We start from the raw sequence: 12244 nt of genomic DNA, 5'->3' as shown, positions 1-12244 counted from the left end.
GGTCGGTCAGCTGCACGGGGCCTTTCGGAATCGGCGACTCCGCTCACAACTCCCGTTCATCGCAAGCCAGTCGGTGTCCGAATAGCCGGGCCCGAGGAGAGATCGAATTTGCGAACGGCCGATCTCTTGTTACCGTTTGAGTAGCCCGGTTGCTGGTGCATCCCCCGTCGCCAGCAACCGGGTCTTTTCATGTCCGCGGACCCTTTACGCAACGGCGTCGCGCGTCAACTGCCCGTAGCAGCCTTGGAGTTGCTCCCGGCCCGCAGCAGGAGCCCGTCCCCGGCCCGCCCCGCGAACTCCGCGACCGCCGTGTATCCGTCCGGGTTCCCCCGGGTCTGCTCCCGGGGCGTCTCGCAGGTTCCCGGCTCGTCCCCGGCGCTCACCGCGCAGTGCATCAGCACGGTGCGTCCGCCGGGCGCCATGAGGCTCAGCACCGAGTCCAGCGCTCCGCCGGTCGCATTGCGGTAGTAGGTGCGCGCCCATGTCTCCTCACCCTGCGTCAGCACACACGTCTGTGCCTCGACGCCGTCGGGGGAGGTGAGTTCGGGGCCGCAGCGGGCGGCGGTGGCAAGACCGAGGCCGAGCAGTGGCGGGGAGCCGGTGGGTTCGGCGGAGGGCGCCTTGGCGTCGGCGGGCGGCGCGGAAGGACGTACCGCGGCGTCCGCGGAAGGACCGCGTACGGGCGAGCGCCCCTTGTCGCCCACCTGTCCCGCGGATGCCATGGCAAGCGGCAGCGCGACCGCGCAGGCCACGATGCCCGCGAGGGCGAGCAGACGAACGATTCGGGGGCCGGGGGGTCGTCCCCCGGAATGTCGCGACATGTACCGGAAGATAACGAGCGGGCGCGGGCGTCCGGTTCGCCCGCGCCCGACACCCCTACAACTCGGGTGCGCTCACACCCGTACGAGTGAGGGCCTCGACCACCGCGTCCACCACGGCCTCGACGTCGGGCACCCACGGGGAGGCCGAGCCGGGCAGCGGGGCGCGTTCCCAGCGGATCTCGCCGTGGCCGGTCTCCGAGGGGGGCAGGGCCAGATAGCCGCCCTCGCCGTGGAAGCGGAGGGAGCCGGGGACGTAGTCCTTGGCGTACAGCAGCTCGCCCAGCTGCTCCATGGAGTACGGCTTCACGAGCAGCGCCCAGCGGGTGGGCGAGGCGACGACCGGGCCGAGCCGCATGCCGTTGCGGTCGAGCACGGCGAGGGCGCGGGCGGCCGCGAGGGCCGGCAGGCTGACCGCGCAGGGAGCGTTCCCGCCGGTGGCCAGGACGATCGGCGCGGCGGGGCGGTTGTTCCACCACCAGCGCACCATGCGCTCGTCGGTGGTGGCCGCGAGGAGGCCGGGGTCGAAGGGGTGGGCACCGGGCACCGTGCACTCGGGGTCGGGGCAGCCGCAGCGGGCCCGCCCTTGCGGGTCCGCCGCCACGCCCGGGAGTACGGGCCACTGCCATTCCGTCGCGAAGGTCAGGGCCGCGCTGATCAACTCAGGCCTTCCGTCGCTGCGCTGGGACAGGAGCCTGCGTCGCTTTCCGAGGATCTCGCGCATGAGCGCTCGTTCCTTTCCGTTGCACCGCTGGCAACACCGAGGACCACATCACACCATGTGTCGATCACTTCACTGTGCGTACCTGTTGGCGCATCACACCCCTGTCCGAGACAAGGGGAACCCCTATGGGCCGAACGTTGAGCTGCATCCGCGGCAGCCTCGCCCACACTGCGGTCTATCAAAAGCGTGGGCGTGGCGTGGGGGTGGCGAAGTCTGGCGTTTGCCGTCCCGCGTATTTCTCTTCGCCTCCGCCACGGGAGGATGGGGCTCGGTCGTCGGTGGCTAAGACGCCCGGGTCCGTCGCCAGGTTCCGGGTGGTTCCCAACCACCCCTGGCCTTCTCCGAGTACGTACCCATCACGACCGATGTGACGCTCTGTGGAGCAAGGCCAGTCGACCGCAATAAGCCGTTACCCGAGTCAGTTTTAGGCCAACTTTGCTTTTTGGCAAGCGGTGCACCGCCGACCCACGGACACCAGGAATCCCGGCAGGACAATGCTGGACATCCCCTCACGAGTGCGTGTACATGTGGAGACACTGCTAGCGGCGCAGAATGACATGGGGGTTTGCGATGCTTTTGAGCAATACGCACCGGTCGGAAAGCCGGACGCCATGAACGCCCCTCACCCTCCGAAAGTGGCTGGAATCGATTCAACGGTTCCCTCGCCCGCACACACTGTCGCGCCCGCGCCAGCCGCCTCGGGCACCTCTGCGGTTCTCTCGGCCAACGCGCCGGGCGCGCTGCTTCAGGACCGTCTCGCCGGCTGGGTCTCGGACCTCACGACTCTCCACGAGCTCACAGAACGCCTGGCCCGCACGGATGCACTGTCGGACGCCCTGCAGGAACTGCTGCACGCCGGAGCCGCCCTGGTGGGCGCCCGCCGCGGACTCGTCGTCCTGGAACCGGGCGACGGACTGGGCCCCGACACCACCATCGGCCTCGGCCTCGCCCGTGCCGACCTCGGGCACATCGAGACCGTGCCGCGCAGCTCCATGTCGTACGGCCGCATCCTCGACGGACTGCCCGGCGGCGACGGCGAGATCACCCAGCCCGACCTCTTCGCCGAGGACGGGCTCGACCCCCGCCACCGCGAGGTCGCCGCCCGCCTCGGGTACGCCGCGAGCTACGCCCTCCCCCTGACCGCCGAGGACACCACCGGCCGCCTCGGTGCCGCCGTGTGGCTCTACGACGAACCTGCCGAGCCGACCGAGCGCCAGCGTCACCTCGTCGGCCTGTACGCCCGTTACGCCGGCGAGCACCTGGCCCGGCTGCTCGAAGTCGAGCGCACGCGCGCGTGCATGGCGACGATCGCCGAGGAACTGCTGCCGTCCCGGCTCCCCCGTGTCGCCGGAGTACGGCTCGCGGCCCGGCACCGCACCGGTCCGCGCGGCGGCGGCGACTGGTACGACGCGCTGCCGCTGCCGGACGCCGCACTCGGCCTCGCCGTGGGCTCGGTGACGGGTTCCGGGCCCAGCGCGATCGCCGCGATGGGACGGCTGAGGGCGTCCCTGCGGGCGTACGCCGTGATGGAGGGCGAGGACCCGGTCGCCGTCCTGTCGGACCTGGAGCTGCTGCTCAGGCTCACCGAGCCGGCCCGCTCGGCCACCGCGCTGTTCGCCTACTGCGAGCCCGCGCTGCGCAAGATCACGCTGGCCGGTGCCGGGCACTGCCCGCCGCTGCTGGTCGGGGAGCAGCGCACCGAGTTCGTGGAGACCTCCGTGTCCGCGCCGCTCGGGATGCTCACCTGCTGGGAGGCGCCGAGCGTGGAGTTCGAGGCGGAGGCGGGCGAGACGGTTCTGCTCTACACCGACGGGCTGCTGCACCGCACCGGCGACCCCACGGACCGCGCCTTCGCCCGGCTGCACGCGGCGGCGGCGGGCGTGCCCAAGGCACTGCGGCGCGACCCGGAGGCGATCGCCGACCACGTGCTGCGGACCGTGCTGCCGGACGGGCTGGACGAGGCGGACAGCGAAGAGGACGTGGTCTTGCTCGCCGCACAGTTCGAGTAGCGGCCGGCGAGGCCGGCGGTAACAGGTCTTCCGGCCCTGGGCCCCCTTCCGTACGACCGTACGATGGAGGGGGTCCAGTGCCGTATCTAGGAGGATGACCGTGGCCGACGAGCTCAATCCGGAGACCCCGGAAGCTGAGTCTGAAGAGCCGATCAAGCAGCGGAAGAACGGCCTGTACCCGGGCGTGTCCGACGAGCTGGCCGAGAGCATGAAGTCCGGCTGGGCCGACACGGAGCTGCGTGGCCTGGAGCCGATCGCCCAGGCCGCCGAGACCGCCGCCCGGCGTGCCGCGCTCTCCGCGCGCTTCCCGGGCGACCGTCTGGTGATCCCCGCGGGCAACCTGAAGACCCGCTCGAACGACACCGAGTACGCCTTCCGGGCGTCGGTCGAGTACGCGTACCTCACCGGCAACCAGACAGAGGACGGCGTGCTCGTCCTGGAGCCCACCGCGGACGGTCACAGGGCGACGATCTACCTCCTGCCGCGCTCCGACCGCGAGAACGGCGAGTTCTGGCTCTCCGGCCAGGGCGAGCTGTGGGTCGGCCGCCGGCACTCCCTCACCGAGGCCGAGAAGCTGTACGGCATCCCCGCCTCCGACGTGCGCGAGCTGGCCGACCGACTGCGCGAGGCCACCGGTCCGGTGCGGGTCGTGCGCGGGTACGACGCCGGTATCGAGGCCGCGCTGACCGACAAGGTCACCGCCGAGCGCGACGAGGAGCTGCGGGTCTTCCTCTCCGAGGCGCGGCTGGTCAAGGACGAGTTCGAGATCGGCGAGCTGCAGAAGGCGGTCGACTCGACGGTCCGCGGCTTCGAGGACGTCGTACGTGTCCTGGACAAGGCCGAGGCCACCTCCGAGCGGTACATCGAGGGCACGTTCTTCCTCCGCGCGCGCGTGGAGGGCAACGACGTCGGCTACGGCACCATCGCCGCGGCCGGTCCGCACGCCTGCACGCTCCACTGGGTGCGCAACGACGGGCCCGTGCGCTCCGGTGACCTGCTGCTGCTCGACGCGGGCGTCGAGACGCACACGTACTACACCGCCGACGTCACGCGCACGCTGCCGGTCAACGGCCGGTTCAGCGAGGTCCAGAAGAGGATCTACGATGCCGTGTACGACGCCCAGGAGGCCGGTATCGCGGCGGTGCAGCCGGGCGGGAAGTACCGGGACTTCCACGACGCGGCACAGCGGGTGCTGACCGAGCGGCTCGTGGAGTGGGGGCTGGTCGAGGGGCCGGTCGAGCGGGTGCTGGAGCTGGGGTTGCAGCGCCGGTGGACGCTGCACGGCACGGGGCACATGCTCGGGATGGACGTCCATGACTGCGCTGCCGCGCGCGTGGAGTCGTATGTGGACGGCACGCTGGAGCCGGGCATGGTGCTGACGGTCGAGCCGGGACTGTACTTCCAGGCGGACGACCTGACGGTGCCGGAGGAGTACCGGGGGATCGGTGTGCGGATCGAGGACGACATCCTGGTGACTCAGGACGGCAACCGGAACCTTTCGGAGGGGCTGCCCCGGCAGTCCGACGAGGTGGAGGCGTGGATGGCGTCTCTGAAGGACAGCTGATCATTCGCCTGCGGGTAGTCCGTGGCTGATCGCGCAGTCCCCCGCGCCCCCGAGGGGGCCGGCGTGGACCTGCATGTGGAGCCCGACGTCGGTGAAGGGCGTCGTGACGCGCTTGAGCGTGCCCTGCGCGATGCCGTGCGGGACGGGCGGCTGGCGCCCGGGGCGCGGTTGCCGGCCACCCGGCGGCTCGCCGTGGAACTGGGGGTGTCCCGGGGCACCGTGAAGGCGGCCTACGACCAGCTCGTCGCCGAGGGGTATCTGACCGCGCGGCAGGGGTCGGGTACCCGGGTCGCCTCGCTGCCCTCGGTCGACGCCGCGCCGCCGGAGGCTGCCGCACGCGCGCGTGTGCCGCGTTTCGATCTGCGGCCGGGGAGTCCGGACGTGGGGACGTTTCCGGCGGCGGCCTGGCTGCGGGCGCTGCGGCGTGCCATCGCGACGGCACCCTCGCGGGCGTACGACTACGGCGATCCGCGCGGGCGGATCGAGCTGCGGACGGCGCTGTCGGGGTATCTGGGGCGGGCGCGCGGGGTGATCGCGCCGCCGGAGCGGATCGTGGTCACCTCCGGGTATGTGCAGGGGCTTTCGCTGCTCACCCGGGTGCTGGAGGGCGGCACGTTCGCCATGGAGGATCCCGGGCTGCCCTTCCACCGGGAGGTGGTGCGGCGGGGCGGCGGGCGGGTGGTGCCGGTGCGGGTGGACGAACGGGGCGCTCTCGTGGAGGACTTGGGGGACGCCTCGGCCGTCGTCGTCACGCCCGCGCACCAGTACCCGACCGGCGTGACCCTGCATCCGGAGCGCCGGCGGGCGCTGACCGACTGGGCACGCGCGCGTGGCGGGCTGATCGTCGAGGACGACTACGACGGGGAGTTCCGCTACGACCGGCAGCCCGTCGGCGCGCTCCAGGGGATGGCGCCGGGGCAGGTGGCGTACCTGGGCACCGCCTCCAAGACGCTCGGGCCCGCACTGCGGCTCGGGTGGATGGTGCTGCCGCCGGACCTGGTCGACGCGGTCGCCGACGCCAAGCTGCACAGCGACCATCACACGGAGTCCATCGGACAGTTGGCGCTGGCCGAGCTGATCGAGAGCCATGCGTACGACCGTCATGTGCGCGCCTGCCGGTTGCGGTACCGGCGACGCCGGGACCAGCTCCTGGACCGGCTGGGGGCGCGTTTGAGGGTGCGCGGGATCGCGGCGGGGCTGCACGCGCTGGTGGAGGTCGACGACGAGGCGGAGGCGCTGGCACGCGCCGAGGCCGAGGGCCTTGCGGTGGGGCATCTCGGGGAGCACTGGCACACGCCGGGCGTCGAGGGGCGGGCGCAGGGGCTGGTCGTGGGATACGGGACACCTCGGGAGCGGGTGTACCCGCAGGCGCTGGACGTGTTGGGGAAGGTGCTGGACCGGGGCTGAACCAGCCGCTCGACAGGCTGGATTGGGCCACTGAGAGGTGTGCCCATTGGGCCTCCACAGGGGTCCACCACGCTTCTAGTGTCGTTCGCATGACGAACTCGCTCGTCCCGCCCGCGGGGCCGCAACGCGTCCTGGCCCTGGCCCAGTTGAGCAACTCCGTCGGTGACGGCGCCTACTACGTGACGTCGGCGCTCTACTTCACCCACGTCGTCGGTCTCGCCCCCGCGCGCGTGGGGCTCGGACTGACCCTCGCGTGGGCGGTCGGATCGCTGGTGGGGGTGCCGCTCGGGCGGCTCGCGGACCGGCGCGGGGCGCGCGGAACGGCGGTGCTGCTGGCGCTGGCGACCGGGCTTGCGGTGGCGTCCTTCCTGACCGTCCGGGACTTCGTGCCGTTCCTGGTGGCGGCCTGCGCCTACGCCTCTGCGCAGTCGGGGCTCGCCGCCGCCCGGCAGGCGCTGCTGGCGGGCCTGGTGCCGGCCGGGGAGCGGACCGGACTGCTGGCGCATCTCCAGTCGACGCTCAACGCGGGTCTGGCGGTGGGCGCGGGGCTGGGCGGGCTCGCACTGCACGCCGGGACGCAGGCGGCGTATCTCGGGGTGTTCGCGCTGGACGCGGTGAGTTTCGTGGTGTGCGCGGTGCTGTTGGTGCGGTTGCCCTCGGTGGCGCCCGTCGTACGTGAAGGCCGTCGTGACCTCGGGGTGCTGCGCGACCGCCCCTACGCCCTCCTCACGCTCCTCAACACCGTGCTCCTGCTGCGCATGCCGTTGCTCAGCCTCGGGCTGCCGCTGTGGATCGCCGGGCGGACGGACGCGCCGGCCTGGCTGGTCTCCGCGCTGTTCGTGCTCAACACCGGGGCGGTGATGCTGTTCCAGGTGCGGATGGCGCGCGGGGTCACGGGGATCACGTCGGCCACGCGCGCGGTACGGCGGTCTGGGTGGGTGATGCTGGCGGCGTGCGCGGTGTTCGCACTGTCGGCGGGCGCCTCGCCGTGGGTGGCCGCCGGTGCGCTGGTCGCCGGTGCGGTGCTGCAGGTCGTCGCCGAGATGGGGCAGTCGGCCGGTTCCTGGCAGCTGTCGTTCGACCTGGCCCCGGCCGACCGCGTCGGCGAGTACCAGGGTTTCTTCGGGACCGGCGTGACCGTGGCCCGCACCCTGGGTCCCCTGGTGCTGACCTCGCTGCTGCTCGGGTGGGGGACGGCGGGGTGGCTGCTGCTGGGAGGGGCGACGCTCGTGGCGTCGTACGCGATGGGCCCGGCGATCCGCCGGACCCATGCCTCCCGGCCGGACGTCAGGCTGCGCGTACCGGTGAACTGACCCGCACCGGAAGCGAGTCCAGGAACAGCGCCCCCGCCAACAGCCCCGCACTCCCCCTCGGGCTCCACGCGCGCGCGTGCAGGTCGGCGTCGAGGGCGTGCAGGGCTTCGCGGCCGGTGTCCGTCGCCGTACCGCCCGCTTCCAGGACTCCGCGGGCGCCCGCCTGGACGTGCCGCAGGCCGATCGGGCCCGCGGTGTGCAGGAGTTCGGTGTCCTGGAGGGTGGACATCACGGTGAGCAGGGCGTCCAGCCGGGCCTCGCTCTCGTCGGCGCCGGCCGAGCGGGCGGTGGCGAGGGCGTCCAACGCCCGCCGCACGTGCGGGAATCCGGCCCGCGCCTCGCCACGCGCCCCGGCGGCGCCGTACTTCGCCGAGATCGACGAGCCGCGCGAGGGCCGTCGCGGGGCCTGCCGGTCGGGGTGCGCGGCGATCCGCTTGGCGGCCGCGGTCACGTCCTTCGCCCCGGCTCGGGGGTCGAGGGCGGCCGCGGCGACCAGCAGGCCGAGCGCCCACAGGGCGCCGCGGTGGCCGCCGCCGGCCAGACCCACCGAGTGCTCGGTGCACCGGCCGATCGCACCCAGTTCGGTACGGAGTTGGGGCGTGGGCTCGCCCGTGCGGCGGGCCGCGGCGGCCATCGCCGCGAGGCCGGGCGCGAGCGCCTTGGCGGACCAGCGCAGGGCGCAGTGGTCCACCCGGGTGGTACGGGCGCCCAGGTCACGCGGATCGGGCAGGCCGGGCTTGGGGGCCAGCGCCAGCTGCCCGGTCAGCGCGGTCACGGCGGCCTGTGCCAGCGCCTCGTCCTCGCGGCTAGTCATGGCCGTACCTTAGGAGGACGCCGAGGCCGACGGGGAGGCGCCGTCGCTCGGGGGCGTGCCCGTGGGGGCGTCGCCCGGGGGCGTACCGCCACCGCCGCTGCCGGCGCCGGTGTTCTCGGCGTCGGGGTCCACGCCGAGGGTCAGGGAGCCCTTGTAGCCCTTGGACGGGTCGCTCTTGTGCACGGCCTTGAGGGTGAGCAGGCCACTGGAGGCGCCGCCACCGTCGTAGACCATGTCGTCGGCGAGCTCGGTGTAGGTGCCGGAGTGCTTCGAGTACGGCTCCAGCGTGAAGATCTCCTCGGCGATCTCGTCGGCGAAGAACAGCTGGCCGGTGTAGTTGACCTTGCCGCCCTCGTAGGTGCCGTCCTCCTTCTCGCCACCCGTGTGCACCTTGAGGTGGATGTGGCAGGTGCGCGGGGTGTACCAGCCCGGGAAGATCGTCTCGAACTTGACGACCCCGTTGGCGTTGGCGATCTGGTACCCGCGCAGGTAGGTGTTGCCGTCGGCGGTCGAACCGTCCTCGCTCTCCGCGGGCGCGGAGCCGCCGGGGTTGGCGGTGGTGTAGCCGGAGTAGTAGCCCCAGGCGTCGCAGTGCCAGATCTCCACGGCCGCGCCGGGCACCGGGGTGCAGCCGTCGGTGGCGTCCACCACGGTGAGGCGCAGGGTCAGCGGAACGCCGCTCTTGCCCTCGGTGATGTCCTTCCGCACCAGGGCGCCGTCCAGGTAGTACGGCCCCTCCGTGACGCTGGACATCAGCGTCATGCACTCGCTGCCGGTGGAGGTCGTCGAGGCGGTGGCGGTGGCATCGGCGGTGGTCGTCGTCGCGTCATCGGCGAAGGCCGACTGGTACCCGGCCACGACGAGGCCGCCGGCCGCGACCGTGCCGCCGGTCACCGCGAGGGCGCGGCGCCGGGTGATGGAGGTGTCTTTGTGGTTTCCCGTCATGTCCATGAACGTAGGGACGGCGTCCGTCAAGAACCTGAGCCGTCGCTGTGCGCAAGCTGAGAGGGCATACCGCGCATCTTCGGGAATGCGGGTGGCCGGCGCGTTGGCGCTACACCGCCATCAGCGGCGCGCCCTTCTTCCACTTCAGGATCTTGTCGAAGCTCACCACGGCGCCCCGCCGCCCCGGCTTGTTGCCAATGTGGACGTGATCGGCGAGTTCCTGAATGAGACAGAGTCCGCGGCCGTTCTCGTCCTCGACGGGCGTCGGACGGACCGGCGGCCGGGGCCGTACGGCCGAGAAGCCGGGGCCGGAGTCGGCGACCTCGATACGGCACTTCTCGCCGTCGAGGTAGGCGGTGACGCGGTACGCCTGCGAACAGCCCTCGCGCCCGCCGTCCCCGCCGTGCTCCACGGCGTTCGCGCAGGCCTCGCTGAGGGCCAGGGAGAGGTCGTAGGAGATGTCGGGATCGACGCCCGCCGTCTCCATGGTGCCGAGGAACAGCCGCCGGGCGAGCGGAACGCTCGCAGCCTCGCGCCGTAGATGGAGTGACCACCAGATGCTCATGCTCCAGCCTCCAGGCCGCGGCTCGACATACCGTTACGTATTGCCGCGAGTGCACCGGCGTAAGCACACAGTTGACGTGATGCCGCCCATATGGGGGATGTGCCTGGGGCGGTCACCGGTGTATGCGGGGCGCCTTGTGGCAGAAGGTGACCTTCCGGTCGTACAGCACGTACGTCATCTTGTGGACCTGCCGTATGGCGACCATAAGGCCAGTGCGATGATGAGCCGGCCATGACTGCCCCCCACCCACGAACGGCGCGCTCCGGAGGCGATCTCCGGGTGCTGCGGGCCGCGGTGTTCGCCGCGGTCTGCGTCGTGCTGGCCGCGGCCGGTCACAGCCTCGCCTCCTGCGCCAGGGTTCCGCTGTGGACGCTGGGCGCGGGCTTCCTGGGGGCCGTCCTGGTCGTGGTGCCGTTCGCCGGACGCGAGCGGTCGCTGCCGGGCATCGCAGCGCTGCTCGCGGTCGGACAGACCGTGCTGCACGTGATGTTCGGGCTGGGGCAGCAGGGCACGACGGCCTCCACGGCCTCCACCGCAGCCGCCTCCGTCTCCGACGCCTCGTTGGTCGAGCAGGCCGCGCGGCTCGTCTGCGGGGCCACCGCGGCGGCGATCAGCCCCGCGCAGGCCCAGCGGATCCTCGTGGATGCGCGGGTCTATCGGGGCACGGGTGGGGACATGAGCTCCATGCACCACCCGGCGGACGCCCTGTCCACCACCGCGGGCTCCTCCATGTCGCTGCTGCCGTCGCTGCCGATGCTGCTCGGCCACGTCCTCGCGGCTCTGGCCGCGGGATGGCTGCTGCGCCGGGGGGACATGGCGCTGCTGCGGCTCATCGAGATGTCCGCGCTGTCGGCGCACTCGGTCGCCGAGGGGGCACTCGTACGGTCCCTGCGCGGGGCGCTCGCGCTGGTGCGCGCCCTGCGCGCCGGGCTGCCGGGCACACCCGAGGCCGGTCCGCGCATCCCGCGCTCCGCCGTCCTGTTCGCGCCGCCTGCGCCCCGTACCACCGCACTCCAGCACACGGTGATCAGGCGGGGCCCGCCCGCGGCCGCTTTCTCCCTCGCCGCCTGACGCGACGCGACCAGCACTCCACAGCCGTAGACCGGTGTGGGGAGAGGCCGCCGTCGCGCGGCACGCGCGTGTGCCCGTGCTTCCGAGTGACCACCCATCGACGGTGATCGCTGACGCACGCGCACGCGTACCCCTCTTCATCACCGGAAATCCGGAAAGCCTCACCAGGAGTGGAGTGCTCCCCATGAAGGTCTCTCGTCTCGCCGCCGCCGGTGCCGTCGCCGCCTCGGCCGTCGTCGTCCTGTCCTCTCCCGCGTTCGCGCACGTCAGCGTGCAGCCCGAGGGCACCGCGGCCAAGGGCGGTTACGCGGTCGTCGACTTCAAGGTCCCCAACGAGCGCGACGACGCCTCGACCACCAAGCTCGAGGTCAACTTCCCGACCGACCACCCGCTGGCCTCGGTGATGCCGGAGCCGATGGCCGGCTGGGACATCAAGGTCACCAAGTCCAAGCTCGACAAGCCCGTCGAACTGCACGGCGAGCAGATCACCGAGGCCGTCACCAAGGTCACATGGACCGCCACCGGCGACGGCATCAAGGCCGGCTTCTTCGAGAAGTTCCCCGTCTCCGTCGGCGCGCTGCCCGAGGACGCCGACGAGCTGGTCTTCAAGGCGATCCAGACATACGACAACAAGGAAGTCGTGCGCTGGATCGAGGAGCAGCAGGAAGGCGCGGAGGAGCCCGAGAACCCGGCGCCCGTACTGACGCTGTCCGCCGCCTCCGAGGACGAGCACGCGCACGACTCCACGGCCACCGCCGAAGCCACCGAAGAGGCCACCGACGCCGAGGCCGCCGGCGCCGAGACCGCCGCCCCCGCCGACAGCAGCGACACCACCGCCCGCGTCCTGGGCGTCGTCGGCATCGTCGTCGGCGTGGTGGGCGTGGCGTACGGCGTGCTCGCCGGGCGTCGGCGCACCGACGCCTGAGGTCCACCGTCCGGCCCGGTCACCGGGGTTCGCACGGCTGGTGTGCGACCCCGGTGCCGCCCGGCACCATCACATCTGGGACATTTTTC

General features: G+C 72.2%; 11 protein-coding genes. 6 read left to right on the top strand and 5 right to left on the bottom strand.

Features of this window, described 5'->3' with window-relative positions; genetic code table 11:
- Positions 1-224: 224 nt before the first annotated feature.
- Positions 225-821, bottom strand: coding sequence for a hypothetical protein (locus ADK57_RS24630; RefSeq protein ID WP_053751723.1), 597 nt, complete (start codon positions 819-821; stop codon positions 225-227).
- A gap of 55 nt (positions 822-876) precedes the next feature.
- Positions 877-1542, bottom strand: a complete 666-nt coding sequence (locus ADK57_RS24625; RefSeq protein ID WP_053751722.1) for a bifunctional DNA primase/polymerase — start codon at positions 1540-1542, stop codon at positions 877-879.
- 494 nt (positions 1543-2036) lie between these two features.
- On the opposite strand from ADK57_RS24625, the gene ADK57_RS24620 reads away from it, so the two are divergent.
- The 4 genes from ADK57_RS24620 (at position 2037) to ADK57_RS24605 (ending at position 7835) form a co-directional block, all read left to right on the top strand.
- Positions 2037-3551: a PP2C family protein-serine/threonine phosphatase gene (locus tag ADK57_RS24620; protein ID WP_199830677.1), complete on the top strand. Its 1515-nt coding sequence runs from the start codon at positions 2037-2039 to the stop codon at positions 3549-3551.
- 94 nt (positions 3552-3645) lie between these two features.
- Positions 3646-5115 carry an aminopeptidase P family protein gene (locus ADK57_RS24615; protein WP_053751720.1) on the top strand — a complete coding sequence of 490 codons (1470 nt, stop codon included), beginning with the start codon at positions 3646-3648 and terminating at the stop codon, positions 5113-5115.
- 63 nt (positions 5116-5178) lie between these two features.
- Positions 5179-6522, top strand: coding sequence for a PLP-dependent aminotransferase family protein (locus ADK57_RS24610; protein WP_199830676.1), 1344 nt, complete (start codon positions 5179-5181; stop codon positions 6520-6522).
- An 89-nt stretch (positions 6523-6611) separates the two neighbouring features.
- A complete protein-coding gene (locus tag ADK57_RS24605) occupies positions 6612-7835 on the top strand; it encodes an MFS transporter (RefSeq protein ID WP_053751718.1) in 1224 nt (407 codons plus the stop codon).
- Here the strand turns inward: ADK57_RS24605 and ADK57_RS24600 are convergent.
- The 3 genes from ADK57_RS24600 to ADK57_RS24590 all read right to left on the bottom strand — a co-directional run bounded on the left by ADK57_RS24600 (position 7810) and on the right by ADK57_RS24590 (position 10159).
- Positions 7810-8649, bottom strand: a complete 840-nt coding sequence (locus tag ADK57_RS24600) for a triphosphoribosyl-dephospho-CoA synthase (RefSeq protein WP_053751717.1) — start codon at positions 8647-8649, stop codon at positions 7810-7812. The two genes, ADK57_RS24605 and ADK57_RS24600, sit on opposite strands and share 26 nt — an antisense overlap.
- Before the next feature lie 9 nt (positions 8650-8658).
- The gene (locus ADK57_RS24595) at positions 8659-9594 is read right to left on the bottom strand and encodes an intradiol ring-cleavage dioxygenase (protein WP_234390400.1); all 936 of its coding nucleotides are present in this window, start codon (positions 9592-9594) and stop codon (positions 8659-8661) included.
- Positions 9595-9703: 109 nt separating this feature from the next.
- Positions 9704-10159, bottom strand: coding sequence for an ATP-binding protein (locus tag ADK57_RS24590; protein WP_053751716.1), 456 nt, complete (start codon positions 10157-10159; stop codon positions 9704-9706).
- Positions 10160-10390: 231 nt separating this feature from the next.
- Here ADK57_RS24590 and ADK57_RS24585 point away from each other — a divergent pair, with 231 nt between their 5' ends.
- Positions 10391-11230: a hypothetical protein gene (locus ADK57_RS24585; RefSeq protein ID WP_053751715.1), complete on the top strand. Its 840-nt coding sequence runs from the start codon at positions 10391-10393 to the stop codon at positions 11228-11230.
- A gap of 184 nt (positions 11231-11414) precedes the next feature.
- A complete protein-coding gene (locus ADK57_RS24580; protein WP_053751714.1) occupies positions 11415-12155 on the top strand; it encodes a YcnI family protein in 741 nt (246 codons plus the stop codon).
- The last annotated feature ends 89 nt before the right edge of the window (positions 12156-12244 follow it).

This window comes from Streptomyces sp. MMG1533 (genome assembly GCF_001279775.1).
GTDB lineage: Bacteria > Actinomycetota > Actinomycetes > Streptomycetales > Streptomycetaceae > Streptomyces.
This window is presented reverse-complemented; position numbering and strand designations above follow the sequence as displayed.

Excerpts from the sequence above, each read along its gene's own strand:
- ADK57_RS24605 (WP_053751718.1), top strand. The coding sequence starts at position 6,612 with ATGACGAACTCGCTCGTCCCGCCCGCGGGGCCGCAACGCGTCCTGGCC.
- ADK57_RS24585 (WP_053751715.1), top strand. The coding sequence starts at position 10,391 with ATGACTGCCCCCCACCCACGAACGGCGCGCTCCGGAGGCGATCTCCGG.
- ADK57_RS24600 (WP_053751717.1), bottom strand. The coding sequence starts at position 8,649 with ATGACTAGCCGCGAGGACGAGGCGCTGGCACAGGCCGCCGTGACCGCG.
- ADK57_RS24620 (WP_199830677.1), top strand. The coding sequence starts at position 2,037 with ATGCTGGACATCCCCTCACGAGTGCGTGTACATGTGGAGACACTGCTA.
- ADK57_RS24595 (WP_234390400.1), bottom strand. The coding sequence starts at position 9,594 with ATGACGGGAAACCACAAAGACACCTCCATCACCCGGCGCCGCGCCCTC.
- ADK57_RS24625 (WP_053751722.1), bottom strand. The coding sequence starts at position 1,542 with ATGCGCGAGATCCTCGGAAAGCGACGCAGGCTCCTGTCCCAGCGCAGC.
- ADK57_RS24580 (WP_053751714.1), top strand. The coding sequence starts at position 11,415 with ATGAAGGTCTCTCGTCTCGCCGCCGCCGGTGCCGTCGCCGCCTCGGCC.
- ADK57_RS24590 (WP_053751716.1), bottom strand. The coding sequence starts at position 10,159 with ATGAGCATCTGGTGGTCACTCCATCTACGGCGCGAGGCTGCGAGCGTT.
- ADK57_RS24615 (WP_053751720.1), top strand. The coding sequence starts at position 3,646 with ATGACCGTGGCCGACGAGCTCAATCCGGAGACCCCGGAAGCTGAGTCT.
- ADK57_RS24630 (WP_053751723.1), bottom strand. The coding sequence starts at position 821 with ATGTCGCGACATTCCGGGGGACGACCCCCCGGCCCCCGAATCGTTCGT.